Origin of the sequence: Paenarthrobacter sp. Z7-10 (assembly GCF_026932795.1) — a bacterium.
Taxonomy (GTDB): Bacteria; Actinomycetota; Actinomycetes; order Actinomycetales; family Micrococcaceae; genus Arthrobacter_M.
Map to the genome: position 1 here is coordinate 25,009 of NZ_JADPVH010000022.1, position 16,757 is coordinate 41,765.

Consider the following 16,757-nt stretch of genomic DNA (forward strand, 5'->3'; position numbering starts at 1 on the left):
CTCAGCTGTCGCTGTCCGGAGCCAGAATTTCAAGAACCGCGGGGCCATACCGTTCCAGCTTGGCCGGACCCACACCTGCCAGCTGGGATAACTCTGCCGGCGACTGGGGACGGGCCTCCGCAATCGCCACGAGCGTCGCGTCCGTGAAGACCACGAAAGCCGGCACATCCGCCTCCTTTGCCTGCCGGAGTCTCCACTGCCGCAGCGCATCAAAGGTGGCTTCCTCGTAGCTCGGGGGACAATTCTGACAGCGGCCCACTTTACGCTCCGCCCCGGAGGACAGCATGCTGCCGCAGACCCGGCAGGCGGCCAATTCCAGAGTCTTTCGCCCACGTTTCCCCCGCGCACTGGTGCCTGTGCCGGAGCCGGACGACCGGCCGGAGTGCTGCTGCGAATCCGGCCGCAGACCATCCAGGAAGCGCGAGGGCTTCCGGTTCGCCCGCCCGCCCGGGGTGCGGGCCGTGGACCAGGAAAGGTTCAGGAATTCCCTGGCCCGGGTTATTCCGACATACAACAGCCGCCGCTCTTCATCGACGGCCTGAGCCGAATCGGCAAAGGAGATCGGCATCAGGCCTTCGCTTAGTCCCACCAAAAAAACGGCGTCCCATTCCAGTCCCTTGGCGGAATGCAGGGATGCCAAGGTCACGCCCTGCACTGTGGGTGCGTGCTGAGCCACCGAACGCTCCTGAAGTTCCGCGACGAAGTCGGCCAGGCTGAAACCTGAGTCTGAGGCTCCGCGGGCGGCAACCAGATCATCGGCGAGGGCAACCAGTGCCGCGAGGGATTCCCAGCGTTCGCGAACCGCTCCGCCGGACTGAGGCGGCTCGGCGGTGTAGCCCAGCGTAGCCAGAATGTCCCGGACCAGTTGGCCCACCGGTTCATCGTCAACCGAACGCGAGGCCGCCCGCAGCTGCAGAATCGCATCCCGCACCTCCTTGCGCGCAAAGAACCGCTCGCCGCCGCGCAATTGGTAGCCGATACCTACCGATGCCAGCGCCTGCTCATACGCGGCAGATTGTCCATTCGTACGGAACAGCACGGCAATTTCGCTGGGCCGCGTGCCGGCTGCCACCAAGGCCTTGATCCGTGCAGCCACGGCCGCGGCCTCCGCCTCATCATCGGAGCATTCAACGAATGCCGGCACCGGACCGCCTGGGCGCTGAGCGATTAGTTCCAGCGGCGACGACCAGCCGGTATCCGCGGCCGGCCCACCGCTGCGCCGCGCTGCCAGCAGGGAATTCGCCAGCTGCACCACCTGCGGGGTGGATCGATAGTCCCGGACCAGCTTAACAACCTGAGCTGTTGGATAACGGCCCGGGAATTCCAGCAGGTGCCGGGAGGTGGCGCCAGTGAAAGAGTAGATCGTCTGGCTCGCATCACCAACAACGCACAACTCTTCCCTGCCCCCGAGCCAGAGGTCAAGCATGCGCTGCTGCAGCGGCGAAACGTCCTGGTATTCGTCCACCACAAAGTGCCTGTACTGCTCCCGCACTGTGGCCGCGACCCGGGGGTCTTCCTGCAGGATTCCAACCGTAATCAGCAGGACGTCTTCGAAATCGATGACATTGCGGTCCGTTTTGACGTCCTCGTACGCTTGGAACAGCCGGCCGATGGCTACCGGCTCCAATCCCCCCGGCTCACCGCGGCCCTGCGCGTGGGTTAGATAAGTCTCGGGCGTCAGCATGGACACCTTGGCCCACTCGATCTCCGCTGCCAGGTCGCGGATGGAGGCGCGATCGGTGCTGATTCGGAGCCGGCGGGCGGCCTCCGCAATCAGCTGGGCCTTGTGATCCAGGACTGCAGGCAGCGCTCCTCCGACGGCCTGCGGCCAGAAAAACTGCAGTTGGCGCAGGGCTGCGGCATGAAAGGTCCGGGCCTGGACCGACCCTGCCCCCAAGTCGCGGAGCCGGGTTCGCATTTCCGCCGCTGCGCGGGCTGTAAAGGTCACGGCCAGCAGCCGCTGAGGATTGTAGACCCCGCTGTGTACGCCGTAGGCAATCCGGTGGGTGATGGCCCGGGTTTTCCCGGTTCCGGCTCCGGCCAGCACGCACAGCGGGCCGGTCAGCGTCGTCGCCACGGTCCGCTGTTCGTCGTCGAGGCCGGCCAGAATACGCTCCTCCAGCGAACTCTCATCCATCGTGCTCATCGGTTCGGAGCTCAATTACGTTCCGCAATCCGGGTCGGGGCCGCGACCGGCTGAACCTGAAGGTCCTCAATCCGGCCCCCATACCAGTGTTCAATTAAGGCGCGCGCGATCGAGGTACGCGTGGAAATAACCACTTCACCACGGCTCACTGCATCCTGGATTTCCGAGCGGCTGAACCATCGCGCCCGGGTAACTTCAACGCCGTCGGGCGTTGCCACAGTGTCCTCCGTCCGGGCGATAAAACCCAGCATCAGCGAGGCGGGGAAAGGCCAGGCCTGCGAGCCAAGATAGCGTGGCGTGTGGACTTCCACGCCCACCTCCTCCGCAATTTCGCGGACCACGGCCTGCTCCAGCGATTCGCCTGGCTCAACGAACCCCGCCAAAGTTGAATACCGGTTCGCGTCCCAGTTGCTTCCGCCGCCCAACAGGATCCGGTCGTCCGGACCGACGACGGCGACGATGATGGCCGGGTCGGTGCGGGGAAAATGCTGCGAGTTATCCGCCGGGCACCGACGAACCCACCCCGCGGTTTCAATCTCGGTTCGGGTGCCGCAGCGCGGGCAATGCGTATGGCTCAGGTGCCAGTTAGCGATCGCGTTCGCTTCAATAAAGATGCCGGAATCCGCGGAATTCAGCTCCAACGCGGCCTCCCGAAACCCGGCCCACTGCGTGCCTGCCGGAGCCAAGGACAGCACGTGCGCCGCAGCCTCGTCGGAGAGCACCAACAGCACCACGTCCGATCCGGGGCGCAGCGTGCCGTCGTCGGTCGAGGTGTCAGCGATACCGGCCTGTGAACCGTCCGCGGGCGTGGAGCCGAGGAATACAGTCAAATTAGCTGCGGGCAAGCGGTCCGGATCCAAATAAACAATCCCGCCCGCGCGGATCAGCGTCCTGCCGCCGGCCAAAACCATGGCCCGCGCGCCGGACCCCGCCAGCAGGTGGTCCAGGAATCCTTCCTCCATCCGCCGTTCCGTGGCCCGGTCCAGAACGGCTTCAGACCACGGCAGCAGTTCTACTTGGCTCATGGTTCTACCGTACTAAGTTGGGCCGACATTTCACATTCCCCGCGCGTTTCCTCCCGACTCGCCGAGGCACTCCCGGCCGTTGGCGGTCGGCGGCCATACTGTAGAAAGGTGAGACGAATGACAGCCATCGAATTGGCGGCCGTGGCCAGCGCGGCCGTGCCCGGCCTAACCCCCACCGCCTGCGCCCCGGAGCCGGATGATGCGGCGGATTTTGATTCGGCCATGCTGCTGGACGCTGACCGCAAACGATGGAGGGTCCGTTCGCCAAAGCATTCCGAGGCCAGCACCCGGCTCGAAACGGAACTGCTGGTGCTGCGCGCATTTTCTCCCGCCATTCGGGCCGAACTGCCGTTCCTGTTGCCCACTGTGGCCGGTACTGTGCGGCAGGGCGACCTCACGACGTTCGTCTACTCGCATCTGGCAGGCCAGCCCGAGTCCGTCGAGGAACTCGCGGCCGGAGGTCAGGTTATGGCGCGCGAAGTGGGTGCCGCGATGGCGGCCATCCACGACCTGCCGCCGGAGCTGGTGAATAACGCGGACCTGCCCAGCTACACGGCCAATGAATTCCGCCAACGCAAACTCAACGAATTGGATCAGGCTGCCACCACGGGAAAGATTCCGGCATCCCTGCTGCGGCGCTGGGAGCACGCACTGGAAGATGTGGCACTGTGGCGTTTCCATCCCTGTGTGGTGCATGGAGACCTGCATGAGGACAATATTCTGGTGCAGGGCGGGCGCGTACTGGCTATTACGGGTTGGACCGACCTGCGGATCGGGGACCCCGCGGACGATTTCGCCTGGCTGGTCGCCGTTCAAAACCACCACTTCGTGGAGGCCGTGCAGGATGCGTACTCCGCCGGCCGGAAGGACTCCCCGGATCGGCATCTGCTGCGGCGCGCGGCCCTGTCCGCCGAATTCGCGCTGGCGCAGTGGCTGGTCAAGGGCGTCGGGTCGAACAATGCGCAGATGATTGCCGAAGCCGAAGACATGCTGCGGACCTTGGAGCGGGACATCCTCGCCTACGGCGGGCAGCCAATCAGCACAGAAACACCAGAAGTAGCACCGAGCGCTCCGACTGTGGCAGCGGCACACCAATCGCCGGCGGCCGGGTCGCCGGCGGCCGGGTTGAATCCTGCGGCGGCCGGACGCGGCGCGACCGCTGCTGTCACCGTCGAAGCGATTGCCGCCGACAAGCCCAGCGATGCACCGGCTCCGGAGGGCGGGACAAACATCGACTCCGAGCCGAAAACCAACGACTCTGCCGATGACGGCGCGACGGAGACGGGCTCGGGCGTTCAGGCTGTTCCGCTGGAGTCCTCCCGACCCGCAGAACCACCATCGGCATAGGCTCTGGCCACCATCCGTTCCAACTCGGCTTCGCCCGCAAGATCGTGCGGTCGGATCAGTTTGTCCTGGCCCACATAATAAAAGGCAGCTCGGACCGACTCGAGCTCAATGTCATGAAGCCGCGACCAGGCGAGCCGGTAAACGGCCAATTGTACGGATCGGATGCCCAGCTTGGCGGCTGTCGGGGCGGCTCCCGTCTTCCAGTCAATCAAGTCCCAGCCGCCGTCGTTGTCCCGAAAAACGGCGTCAATCCGGCCGCGTACGACAATGTCCCGGACCCGGGTCTCGATTGGCACTTCCATGTACGCTGGTGTCCGCTGTGCCCAGCTCGAGGCCTTGAAAACGTCCTGCAGAGAGTCGAGCCCATACGCCTCATCCACATAGCTGTCGGCGCCGGGACCCTCGTCCAGCTCCAATTGCCCGGCTTGGCCAAAGTACTCCTCCACCCACGCGTGGAACGCGGTTCCTTTGCGTGCCGCCATCCCGGGGCGGCGCGGAACCGGCCGGCGCAACTGTCGTGTCACCGCCTGCGGGTCGTCGCCCAGCTCCACCAGCAGGGATGCGGAGATGTGCCCCGGCAGCTCCACCTCGAGCGAATCGGCGGCGAGACGGCGCCGGGCCAGCAGCAGAGCTGCTTCGGTGCCCCACCGGGGATTACGGAGCCGCGGATCCGCACCGCGCAGCGTGGCGTCCGCCTGTAGAGCGGCCCGCTCTTGGAGGACCGCGGCGGCGGAGGCTTCCACGCCGACGCGGCGCCCGGAACCTCTGGGGGTTCCAGGCCGACCCCGGATGACTGGCCCCTCCAGCGGGTCATAAGGCCATGACGCCGTCTCCAGTCCGAGTGTCAACGGATTTTCATCCTGCAAATCCTCGTCCTCAATCCACTGGTCCACGCTCGGGTGGCCCGAGCCCGGTCCGGCCAGCGCCACCAGTTCGGTCAGGAAAAGCGACGGTCCGGCGGGTTTGGCCCGTCCCCGGCTCCACGCCGAGGACGTGCACATCAAATAGCTTTTTGCCCGGGTGAATGCCACATAGGCAAGGCGCCGCTCCTCTTCCTCACCGTGCGCCTTGACCGCCTCCGCATAGTCCTTTTCGCTGTCCAGCCAACCCTTCTGATCGGGCAGAGACAGATCCCACTGGGGCAGGTCGTTGCTGTCGCCGCGCAGTGGCCAGGGCAAGGATGCTGCTCCCTGGGACCAACGATCCGCCTTATCGCTCGGGAAAGCGCCCTCATTCAACCCCGGCACGTAGACCACATCCCATTCGAGGCCCTTCGAGGCATGGATCGTCAGGAGCTGCACGGCCTCCGGATTCACCTCCGGCTGGTCCATTTCCAGGCCTGCTTCCTCTGACTCGGCAGTCTCCAACCAGGACAGGAAGGCGAGCAGATCGACCCGTTCAGCCGCCTGCAGGAAAGAGGCAGCGGCATCGTGAAACGCATCCAGGTTGCCCCGAGCGGTGTGGATGCTGGCTCCTGGCTTCGCGGCAAGTTCAATATCGAGCAGCATGGTCCGCTCCACCTCACCCAGCAGTGTGGACAGATCGTCCCCGACGAAGCCCCGCAGGTAGCGCAGTTCATCGCGCAGGGCGAGAAGCCGGGTGAACGCAGCGGGGGACAGCGTCCGCACCAGCGACGAGGGCCAAAAGTCCGCACTCAGGCGATCGAGAGCCTCCACCAAACTGGAGCTGTCCACCAGATCATTTTCAACATCAGTGGTTGACGAACCGGTTTCAGTGGCCGCCGCGGCAAAATCGCGTCGGCGGGCCAGATAGCGGGACCAGTCGGCAAAGGCCATCAGGTCTGCCGGACCGAGCCGCCAGCGGGCGCCGGCGATCAAGCGCATCAGTGAATCCGAACGTGCCGGATCCGCGAGCACGCGCAAGGTTGCCACCAGATCGACAATTTCCGGTGTCCCAAGCAGGCCGCCCAATCCAACCACCTGGCAGGGAATACCCCGCGCCTCGAACACTTCCTGCAGCGGAGCGAACTGAGCCCGGCGGCGGCACAGGACGGCGACCGTCGTCAGTTCCTTGTCATCGCCCGAGGCTGGTCCCGAGGGGAGCTCGAAGCCCGGTTTTCGTTGCAGGATGCTCGCGGCGATGGCTTCCGCCTCGTCGTTGGCTGTGGCGTATCGGGCCAGCACCACGGTCCCTGCCTCGGCGTCCTGCTTTTGCCGCAGCGCGGACACGCGGATGTCCGTACCAGTGTGCCGTTCTCCCGCTGCGCGGCCCAGCCGGGTCTTGCGCTGCTGGAGGACGTTCAACTCGGCCGACATCGCATTGGCGACCGTGAGAACTCCGACGGAGTTCCGCCACGCCGTCGTAAGTTCCGCCGTCGCCGCGCAGCCACCGTCCGAGGTGCGGAAGATTTCCGGGAATCGGAACAGCTGCCCGGCCGAAGCCCCACGGAAACCGTAGATGGACTGGTGCGGGTCCCCCACCGCGGTTACCGGGTGTCCTGCTCCGTAGAGTTTGGAGAACAGCTGCAGCTGCGCATGTGAAGTGTCCTGAAATTCGTCCAGCAGGACCACTTTGAAGCGCTCCCGCTCCAGTTTGGGCGCCTGTGGAACCTCATCGGCGATTCGTGCAGCCAGCGCCACCAGGTCCCCATAGTCCAGCGCATTGCGGCTGCGTTTAGCCTGGGCATAACGGCTCACCATGGCCGCAACGCTGCCTCGTGTCCGCAACACGTTCACCAGCTTCATTGCGGCATCCGTGGAGGCCCTGGTTTTGCCGTCCAAATACGGCAGCGCGGCGAGTTGCTCCGCATGGTCCTCAACCACCAGACGGACGTACTCCGGGTTCTGCAAATGCTCGGCGCACTCACCCGCCAGCCCGATGACCGCCTTTACCAGGGTTGATTTTGCCGCCGTGAAATGCTCAAAGGTCCCGTCGTACGCTTCGACAACCAAGCTTGCCAGCTGCCACGCTTCGGCAGCGCCAAGTACCACCGCGTCGCGTTCAATGCCCAGCCGGAGTCCATAGTCGGTGACGATGCCGCCGGCGTAGGAATGGTAGGTGGAAACTCTGGGCTCCAGCGCATCCTCGGCCGCCGCAGCCGGTGCCAGTTCCACCTTGCCGCTGCGGGCAAGTACCGCCAGCTTCCTCAGCTGCCGGCGAATCCGTGCGGCCAGTTCACCGGCGGCTTTGCGCGTGAAGGTGACGCCGAGAATCTCTTCCGGAAGTACGTGACCGTTGGCGACCAGCCAGACTACCCGGTCCGCCATTGTTGTGGTTTTTCCCGAGCCTGCGCCGGCAATGACCAGCAGCGGTTCCAAGTCCGAAGCGATTATCGCCGCCTGTTCCTCGGTGGGTGGGGACTGTCCCAGAAGCCGGGCCACCTCGTACGGGGAGATGAGTTGATCGACGCTGCTTTCCGTCCTCATTCGGTCACCTGCTTTCCGGTAGCGCACAGTGGACAGACCTCGGGCACCGGGCAGGAGCCGGTAAAGCTGCCTTTTTTCGGGTCGTGGATAGCCTCAAAGCTGGCTCCTGCCATCAGCCCGGCGGCCTGAAGCACGAGCGGGGTTGCCCAATCATCGGCCGGCTCCAGGGCATCCTGGACCTGCACACTCATCGATTTGTTCTCGTCGCCGAGTTGGGCGAGCAACGCTCCACCCGCGCCTGCGGGGTCGGTGGAGCCGGTGACGCCGGCGAAAGCGCCGTGCAGGACCGCCGCCTGGTAGGCACCTAGTTGGGGCTGGGCCGGAAGCTCCCCGCGGCTTGGCTTATGCCGACCGGTTTTCAGGTCAACAATCACCAGGTTGCCGTCGGAATCGATCTCCAGCCTGTCCACCTGTCCGCGCAGCCTCGCCGTGTGCTGTCCCGAGCCGAAGGAGGCGGGAACATCAACGGTGAAATCCTGCTCCACCGCAAGCAGACTGCGGCCCGATGCCCGCATCTGGAGAACATAAAGCGCAAGTTTTCGCACCATGCGTTCGGCCCTGCCGAACTCCATCCGGCCCTCCCAGTTTTCCTTCATTCCCAAAGCCGGCCAGAGCCGCTGCAGTTCCTGGAGATACTCATGTCCGGGCGCATCGGGCAGGTCCTGGGCGATCGAATGCACAAGTGTCCCCAGACTGCGCGCGAAATCGTTCGCCGCCTCCCCTCCTGCCGCCGTCAGAAACCAGCTCAGCGGCGACTTCAGCACCGCCTCAACGCGGGACGGGGAAACCGTCACCGGCTCGTCGTCGGTGACGATCGCGCCGGTGGAACTGAGTGGCCCCAATCCCCACCACTGCTCCGGCCCTGCTCCCGCGACGCCAGCATCCGCGAGTACGGCCAGCACCCGCGCCGCTTCCGGGTCCGCGGCAGCCTCCGATTGCTGACGTAATTCGGCTACCAGTGAGCGCAGCGTCATGGGCCTTTTCACCGGCTCGACAGGGCGTGACTGCCCGCTGCTCCCGGCTGGTGGCTGCCAAGGGGAGACAAGGTCCAAAAACTGCGATGGCTGGAGGTCCTCCGAGGAGGCAGCCGTGCAGATCACCCGCTCGCTGGCCCGGGAAACCGCAAGTGAGAAGCTGCGCAGTTCGTCATAGCGGATTTCGCGCAACCGGGTGGCCGGTCCCATCTGCTGGGCGGCTGTCCGGCCTCGTTCCAACACGTCGACCAGCAGCGCACTGCCCAACAGCTCCCCCCGCAGCCGCGTGTTCGGCCAGACGCCTTCCTGCAGACCAGCCACAATGACCACCGGCCACTGCCGTCCGGCGGCACTGGCCGGGGTCAATATCTCCACCGCGTCGCTGCGTTGGGCCCGGGCGGCCAGCGTGTCCATCGGCAGTTCCTGGTCCAGCAGGTATTCAAGGAACTGCCGCGGATTTGAACCCGGTAACTGATCCACATAGCGCTCGGCGGTCTGGAACAAGGCCATGATGGCATCGAGATCCCGGTCCGCCCGGATGCCGGCCTGACCGCCAGCCAATGCCTGGGCGGCCCAGTAATCCGAGCAGCCGGACTCACGCCACAGGGCCCACAGGACGGATTCAGCATTTGCGCCTGACTCGCTGGCAGCATCCCGCCCGGCCATCAGCATCCGGGCCATGCGGACAGCGTTTTGTGCTTCCCATCCGAGCGGGAAGAGTTTCTCCGGATCCAGCAGGGCCTCCACAAGCAGAGCATCGCTGGCCCTGCCCCCTCCGTTAGCCAACTCTTCCTTGCGCAGCGCCTGCCGCAGCCGCCGCAGGTTGATGGCACTCCCTCGTCCAATCCGCGAGGTCAGCAGGGAAACCGCCATTTCGGCATCGAGAGCCCGGGGATCCAGCGCCACCTGGAAGGCATCCAGCAACGGCCGGACTGCTGCCTCATCCCGCACCGCATTTTCTGCGACCGGTACCTTGACAGCGATACCTTGGGAGCTGAGATAGTGCTGCAGCGCGGAGAGTTGAGAACCGGTGCGCACTATCACTGCGATGTCGGCCAGGTTCCGGTTTCCGGACAGCTGGAGCTCAAGAATCCGTTCGGTCACCAGACGCAGTTCATGCACCTCGGAGGCTACCAGGTGTACGGTCAGTGCCGGATTCCCGCCCGTCGGGGGATCTGCCAGAACTGGTTCCGACGTCCGGTCCAGCAGGACGTCCGGCAGTGGGTCCGGGACCTCGCCCGGGGCCGGTTCCCACGCCAGTACGCGTGCCTTGTGTCCACCGTGGCTTTGGGAGATCCGTTCCGCCACGGCACCCCAGCTGCGTGCCAGATCCGGAGTCAGCCGGTGCGAAGTGCTGAGCACCTTTTCAATGACCGGTCGGGACCCGGCCAACCGCTGCCGGACACCGCCGGCGAGATCCGGCCTGGCGCCGCGGAATCCTTGGGCCACCGTATCCGGGCAGGCCGTGACCAGCACATCCTTGTCCTGTCCGATCAGCTCCAGCAGCCGATGGACGGCCTGGTTTGCTTCCTGAATGTCGTCAACCAGGACCAGCCCAAGCCGGTTGCGCTCCTGAGCGAGATAATCCGGATCGGATTCAAAAAGTGCGATGACAGCGGTGAGAATCCCGGCAGGATCATAGGATCCTGACTTTCCCCAGTCAACGATGTCGCGGTACTCCGCGTACAGGCCGGATGCGGCGATCCAATCGGGACGCCCGTTCTCCGTCCCGAGCGCCGCCAGTTCCTCCGGTGCCAGCCCATATTCAATGACACGGTCGAAAAGCTGCCGGATTTCCTGCCGGAAACCTCGGGTCGTCAGCGCCTGGTCCAAGTCCTTCGGCCATGCAGGCGCCGTGCCCAGCCCCTGGCGGTGCCCAAGCAGGAGTTCCTTGATAATCAGGTCCTGTTCTGGACCGCTGAGCAGCTTCGGCGCACGTTCCAGGTGCGGAAGCCTGCCTTCGACCTTGGCGCGGCGCAGTACATCGAAAGCATAGGATGCCCAGGTCCGCGCCGGAGAAGTGCCCAGGCTGCGGTTGAGTCTTCCGCTGAACTGGTCTCTGAGCCTGGCCGCGGCCAGCCGAGAAGGTCCCAGCAGCAGCACCGTGGCCGGGTCCAGCCCGGTTCGCTGCACTCTGCCAACTGCAGCCTCTACCAGTACGGTGGATTTACCGGTTCCGGGTGCACCCCAGATCAGCACTGGCCCGCTGCCCGGGTTCAACTCCACAATGACGGCCTGGTCCATGCTCAAAACCGGTGCCTGCAGCGTGGAATTTCGTGGTGGAACCAACCGCAGACTGGGTAATTGCTTCATGAATCCACTTCATCATGGGGCGCTGACATTTCTGGAACCGCTCTTTCCGTGCCGAAGATACCGTGGAGGTCGGGCCTCGCCATACCGAGGATGAGCCGGTCCCGCACAATGTCAAGGACGTCAAGCTCGGACTCCGTAGGCTTCCACCGGGCACTGCTCATGTCCACGCGCCAATTCCGCTCTGCGCCGGTAGTCCGGTGGCCAGCCGAAATTTTCAGGGTCGTACGTTCCTCGCGGTAATGTTCCAGCGCCGTTTCGTCGTGGCATAAGGGTGGACTTCCATTCGCTCTTATCACCCGCCACCACGGCGCACCGTCGCCGTGACTGGAGAGCACGGAACCCACCTGCCGCGGTCCGCCGGTCTCGAGCAACACCGCGATGTCCCCATAGGACAAAACCGTCCCTACGGGAATCAGATTCGCCACTTCCAGTACCGCTTCAACATAGTCCTCCCGCACACTCTTCAGCCTAATGCTCCTCGCCACCACACAGCGGCAGGCCGGATCTGGGTCGACGCCCCACGCCCGGGAACGGCCGGTCCACAATCCTGTCGTACCTGCGACGTAACGTGTCATCATGAGCAGCTGGCACACACTTCCACGGGCAGCATTCGATGTAGAGACCACCGGGCGGGATCCCCGCCTGGCGAGACTGGTGACAGCTTCGGTGGTGGTGGTCGACGGCGATGGCTCGATCGTTGCCGAGCACCAGTGGCTTGCCGATCCGGGCATGGAGATCCCCGCTGACGTCACGCAGATCCACGGGATCAGCACGGCTCAGGCCCGCGAATTTGGCATTCCCGCGGCTCGGGTGACCGCAGAGGTTGCCGAGGTCCTCGGAGCGCTTTTTGCGGGCGGGGTGCCGGTGATCGCGTTCAATGCCTGTTATGACTTCACCGTGCTGGCGCGCGAATCCGTCCGGCACGGCGTGGCCGCGCTGGGCGCCAAACCAGTAATTGACCCCTACATCTGCAATAAGGAGGCCCATAAGTTCCGCCGGGGGCGGCGGACGTTGGGGGCATTGTGTGAGGAATATGGGGTCAGCCTGAAGGACGCCCACACATCGGCGGCGGATGCGGTCGCCACCATCCGCCTCGCGGAAGCACTGGCTATCCGCTTCCCGCAACTGCAAGGGGACTGCCATGGGCTGCATGAACGGCAGATTGGGTGGGCTGCGGCCCAAGCTGCAGACTTTCAAAGTTACCTTCGACGAACCAACCCGGCGGCCAGCGTGGAGGGCACCTGGCCGGTGTTGGGCTAAGCGGGGGACTTTGCTGGACATGCAATGGCGGCGCAGGAGGATCGAAGCGGTATAAGTCGGCTGGTGCAGGTGCGATCAATATCACAACGCCCGCTCGGAGCTGGAAGTCGGATTCTGCCACGTCTAAGATTCCAACAGCTTCGCCGCGACTGTCACGAGTAGTCAACACCCATCCCCATCGGACAAATTATCTTCGATGAAACCCACTAAATGAAGTTTTTTCTTCGACGATGCACCGTTTGGGTCCGGTGTGGCAGAATGAAATTCGCCCCGCTCCAGCTGTGAGCAGGTGCGCCCCTCATCGATGTGCGGTCCCCGCGAGGTGCCCCGCTGCATGCTCTGCGCCGCACCATGATGATCCCGAGAACCTGACGAAAGCGATTGCCGGATGAAATTCAAAGCCCTTAAGTGGTTGACTGCTGCTCCCGTGGCCGTGGCCCTGGTGATTTCGCTGGGCGCCTGCTCCGGCTCAGCACAAAGCAGTTCATCGCCCACCAACGCCCTGGCTGGGAGCGATCAGACTTCACTGGACAAATACACCACCAAGACCGTTCCAGTACTTGACAAGGTCGACAAATCAAAGCTGGGCCTGATCACCGACGGCACCCTGCACGTCGGAACGCTCTCGGACGCGCCGCCGAACATCTTTTTGGACAAGTCCGGCAAGTTCACCGGTTTTGACAACGAGTTGCTGCGCGCCATCGGCGACAAGCTCGGGCTGAAGGTGGAATTCGCTTCCACCGACTTCTCGGCGCTGCTGGCCCAGGTGCAGAATAAGCAGTTCGACGTCGGATCCTCCTCGATCTCCACCACGGATAAGCGCCGCCAGAACGTCGGCTTCACCAACGGCTACGACTTCGGCTACATGGCAGTCGTCGCCAAGAAAGACTCAAACGTCAAGGGGTTCAAGGACCTTAACAGCGGCGTGCGCATCGGCGTCGTCCAGGGCAGTGTCCAGGACGACTACGTGACAAATACCCTGAAGATCGATCCCGTCCGCTTCAGCGATTACAACAGCCTGTATGCCAACCTGAAGACCGGCCAGATCGATGCCTGGGTGGCCCCCTCGCAGCAGGCCAGCGGCCAGGTCAAGGACGGCGACAACACCGCCATCGTCGAAAAAACGATCAATACGCTGAACTTTGTGGCCTACGCCGTGAATTCCAAGAACCAGCCGCTGATCGACGCCCTGAACTCGGGTCTGGACGCCGTCGTGGCGGACGGAACCTGGTCCAAGTTGGTCAAGCAGTGGTACCCGGACCGGGAAACTCCGAAGACCTGGAAGCCGGGCAGCAAGGCATCAACCCTGAAGTAGGGAACAATAATGGACGCATTCCAGCAGCTTCTTCGGACGTTCTTCGATTGGAAGGCGATGGGCGCAATCGTGCCCAACCTTCTGACCGTCGGCCTGCCCAACACCCTGATCTTGGCCGTATCCTCGGGCATCCTCGGAACCGTTCTCGGCCTGGCTCTGGCCATGATGGGCATCTCCCGCCATCCCGTACCGCGTTGGATCTCCAGGGTTTACACTGACGTTTTCCGGGGCCTGCCGGCGATCCTGACCATCCTGCTGATTGGGATCGGCTTTGGTCCGGTCGTGCGGCAACTGACCGGCAGCACCAACCCGTATCCGCTGGGCATCGCTGCCTTGACCCTGATGGCAGCGGCTTACATTGGCGAGATCTTCAGGTCCGGAATTCAAAGTGTGGACAAGGGACAGCTGGAAGCGTCCCGGGCCCTGGGTTTCGGCTACGGCGCGTCCATGCAGCTGGTGGTGGTGCCGCAGGGCATCCGCCGCGTCCTGCCGGCGCTGGTGAACCAGTTTATTGCGCTGATCAAGGACTCTTCACTGGTGTATCTGCTGGGCTTGCTGTCCAGCCAGCGGGAGATCTTCCGCATCGGCAACGATGCGGCGTCGAACTCCGGGAACCTTTCCCCGCTGGTGGCTGCGGGCCTGCTGTATCTGGTCTTGACCGTACCGCTGACCCACTTTGTGAATTTCATTGACCATCGGCTGCGCACCGGGCGGCAGGAGAAGAAACAGCCCGACGACGCCGCAGCCACCATCGGAACGGAGCACCTGCTGTGAGTGAATTTTCCTCCGGGTCCCTGACCGGCAAAAACCTGCACTTGTCCTTCGGATCCAACCACGTGCTGCGGGGCATTGATCTGCACGTGGAAAAGGGCACAACGGCCTCCGTCATTGGGCCCTCCGGTTCGGGCAAGTCAACGCTGCTGCGGGTAATGAACCGCCTGATCGAGCCGGACCAGGGCGACATCCTGCTGGATGGCAAGTCCGTGCTCAAGGACAATCCTGACCAACTGCGGCAGCGGATCGGCATGGTGTTCCAGCAGTTCAACCTGTTCCCGCACAAGACTGTCGTCGAAAACGTCGCTCTGGCGCTGCGGAAGCTGCGCAAGCTGCCCAAGGACCAGGCGCGCGCCCAGGCACTGGAGCAGCTGGACCTTGTGGGGCTGCGGCACAAGGCGGACGCCCGGCCGGCCAACCTCTCCGGCGGCCAGCAGCAGCGCGTGGCGATCGCACGGGCCCTCGCGATGCAACCGGAGGTGATGTTTTTTGACGAGGCCACCTCAGCGTTGGATCCCGAGCTGGTCAAGGGCGTGCTGTCCCTGATGGCAGATCTGGCGAAAGCTGGAATGACGATGGTCGTGGTCACCCATGAAATGAACTTCTGCCGCAACGTTTCCGACACCGTCACCTTTATGGATGTCGGCCGCGTGGTCGAAACCGGATCGCCGGAGAAGCTCTTCAGCGACCCCGGAACCGACCGGCTCAGGAGCTTTCTCTCCGACGTGCTTTGAGCTGACCCAACCTTGACCTTCGCCCAACTGGGTGGCAGGTAATGCACTCAAAAAGGCTAATGAGTGCATCATCTGCGACTCAGTTTGGAGGCGGCGACTCAGTCGGAGGCGGCGGCTTAGGCGGGACCCTCTGCGGCGGCGGCGGCCCTGGCGGCTGCGGGCAGCGCGTCGAAGATCCGGTTCATCGCTGTGTCGTCATGTGCTGCGGAGAGGAACCACGCCTCAAAGACGCTCGGCGGAAGGTAGACCCCTGAGTCCAGCATGGAATGGAAGAACGGCCCGTAGCGGAATGATTCCTGACCTTGGGCGTCGTCATAGTTGTGCACGCCGCGGGCCGATGTTCCGAAGGCCACCGAAAACAGGTTCCCGGCGCGCTGGATGGAATGGTCAACGCCCGCCTGTTCCATGGCGGCGGACAGCGCGGCGGAGAGCTCCAGCGCGCGCGCATCCACTGTGGCATAGACCTCGGCGGGGGCGGCGGTCAGCGTGGCCACGCCGGCGGCCATCGCCACCGGATTTCCGGACAGCGTGCCGGCCTGATAGACCGGGCCTAACGGCGCCAGACGATCCATCACCTCTGCCCGCCCGCCCAGCGCAGCCACCGGCAGGCCTCCACCTATCACCTTGCCGAAGGTGAACAGGTCCGGCGTCCAGCCCTGCGCTGGATCCACCGCGCCGGTCAGACCCCAGTAGCCCGCTGGACCGGTGCGGAATCCGGTGAGCACCTCATCCAGGATCAGGAGGGCGCCATTGCTGGCCGTAATACGGGACAGGAAGGCATTGAACCCCTCCGCCGGCGTCACCACGCCCATGTTGGCCGGCGCCGCCTCGGTGATCACCGCGGCGATGCGCTGGCCATGTTCGGCGAACGCGGATTCGACGGCGGCCGGATCGTTGTAGGGCAAAACCAGCGTCTGTGCCGCGGTTGCCGCCGTCACGCCAGCCGATCCGGGCAGGGCCAAAGTGGCCAAACCTGATCCCGCGGCGGCGAGCAACCCGTCCAGGTGACCGTGATAGCAGCCGGCGAATTTGATGATCAGATCCCGACCCGTGAAGCCGCGGGCCAGCCGGACGGCCGTCATCGTGGCCTCCGTGCCGGTGGAAACCATGCGCAGCCGCTCCACGGCTGGCACCCGTTCCTGGACCAGTGCGGCCAACTCCGCTTCGGCTGGCGTCGACGCACCAAAGCTCAGGCCCCGGTCGACGGCGGCATGGACCGCGGCGAGCACCTCAGGATGGGCATGCCCCAGCAAGGCCGGGCCCCAAGAACAGACCAGATCCACGTATTCCCGACCGTCGGCATCGGTGAGATAAGGACCCTTCGCGTTCACGATGAACCGCGGAGTGCCACCCACGGAGCCGAAGGCACGCACGGGCGAGTTCACTCCGCCGGGCATCAGGGTGCGGGCGCGGGCAAACAGTTCTTTGGAGCTGGCCATGGTTCTTTCCATTCTGCAATTGGTGGTTCTGGCGCCGGTCGATG

11 protein-coding genes are annotated in these 16,757 nt (G+C 64.3%); 5 read left to right on the top strand and 6 right to left on the bottom strand.

Translation table 11 applies throughout. The annotated features are described in order from the left end of the window. Position 1 precedes the first annotated feature (1 nt). Together IV498_RS08505 and nudC are read right to left on the bottom strand one after the other, a co-directional pair. Complete coding sequence (locus IV498_RS08505; protein ID WP_269046130.1) at positions 2-2,146, bottom strand: ATP-dependent DNA helicase UvrD2; 2,145 nt, start codon at positions 2,144-2,146, stop codon at positions 2-4. An 11-nt stretch (positions 2,147-2,157) separates the two neighbouring features. After that, the gene (nudC, locus tag IV498_RS08510) at positions 2,158-3,171 is read right to left on the bottom strand and encodes an NAD(+) diphosphatase (protein ID WP_269046131.1); all 1,014 of its coding nucleotides are present in this window, start codon (positions 3,169-3,171) and stop codon (positions 2,158-2,160) included. A gap of 117 nt (positions 3,172-3,288) precedes the next feature. Between nudC and IV498_RS08515 the strand changes: the two genes are divergently transcribed. Beyond that, a complete protein-coding gene (locus IV498_RS08515) occupies positions 3,289-4,518 on the top strand; it encodes a macrolide 2'-phosphotransferase (RefSeq protein ID WP_269046132.1) in 1,230 nt (409 codons plus the stop codon). On the opposite strand, the gene IV498_RS08520 is transcribed toward IV498_RS08515, so the two are convergent. The 3 genes from IV498_RS08520 to IV498_RS08530 are packed head-to-tail and all read right to left on the bottom strand — an operon-like array spanning position 4,467 to position 11,649. Then, the gene (locus tag IV498_RS08520) at positions 4,467-7,904 is read right to left on the bottom strand and encodes an ATP-dependent helicase (protein WP_269046133.1); all 3,438 of its coding nucleotides are present in this window, start codon (positions 7,902-7,904) and stop codon (positions 4,467-4,469) included. The genes IV498_RS08515 and IV498_RS08520 overlap by 52 nt on opposite strands. After that, on the bottom strand, positions 7,901-11,191 hold the full coding sequence (locus tag IV498_RS08525) for an ATP-dependent helicase (protein ID WP_269046134.1): 3,291 nt from the start codon (positions 11,189-11,191) through the stop codon (positions 7,901-7,903). The genes IV498_RS08520 and IV498_RS08525 overlap by 4 nt, the downstream gene beginning before the upstream one ends. Next, positions 11,188-11,649: an MGMT family protein gene (locus IV498_RS08530; protein ID WP_269046135.1), complete on the bottom strand. Its 462-nt coding sequence runs from the start codon at positions 11,647-11,649 to the stop codon at positions 11,188-11,190. The genes IV498_RS08525 and IV498_RS08530 overlap by 4 nt, the downstream gene beginning before the upstream one ends. 118 nt (positions 11,650-11,767) lie before the next feature. Between IV498_RS08530 and IV498_RS08535 the strand changes: the two genes are divergently transcribed. The 4 genes from IV498_RS08535 (at position 11,768) to IV498_RS08550 (ending at position 15,274) form a co-directional block, all read left to right on the top strand. After that, positions 11,768-12,451, top strand: a complete 684-nt coding sequence (locus tag IV498_RS08535) for a 3'-5' exonuclease (protein WP_269046136.1) — start codon at positions 11,768-11,770, stop codon at positions 12,449-12,451. 388 nt (positions 12,452-12,839) lie between these two features. After that, on the top strand, positions 12,840-13,766 hold the full coding sequence (locus IV498_RS08540; RefSeq protein WP_269046137.1) for an ABC transporter substrate-binding protein: 927 nt from the start codon (positions 12,840-12,842) through the stop codon (positions 13,764-13,766). A gap of 9 nt (positions 13,767-13,775) precedes the next feature. Beyond that, on the top strand, positions 13,776-14,540 hold the full coding sequence (locus tag IV498_RS08545) for an amino acid ABC transporter permease (protein WP_269046138.1): 765 nt from the start codon (positions 13,776-13,778) through the stop codon (positions 14,538-14,540). Beyond that, a complete protein-coding gene (locus IV498_RS08550; protein WP_269046139.1) occupies positions 14,537-15,274 on the top strand; it encodes an amino acid ABC transporter ATP-binding protein in 738 nt (245 codons plus the stop codon). The genes IV498_RS08545 and IV498_RS08550 overlap by 4 nt, the downstream gene beginning before the upstream one ends. A gap of 116 nt (positions 15,275-15,390) precedes the next feature. On the opposite strand, the gene hemL is transcribed toward IV498_RS08550, so the two are convergent. Further along, positions 15,391-16,713, bottom strand: coding sequence for a glutamate-1-semialdehyde 2,1-aminomutase (hemL, locus tag IV498_RS08555; protein ID WP_269046140.1), 1,323 nt, complete (start codon positions 16,711-16,713; stop codon positions 15,391-15,393). Positions 16,714-16,757: the final 44 nt, after the last annotated feature.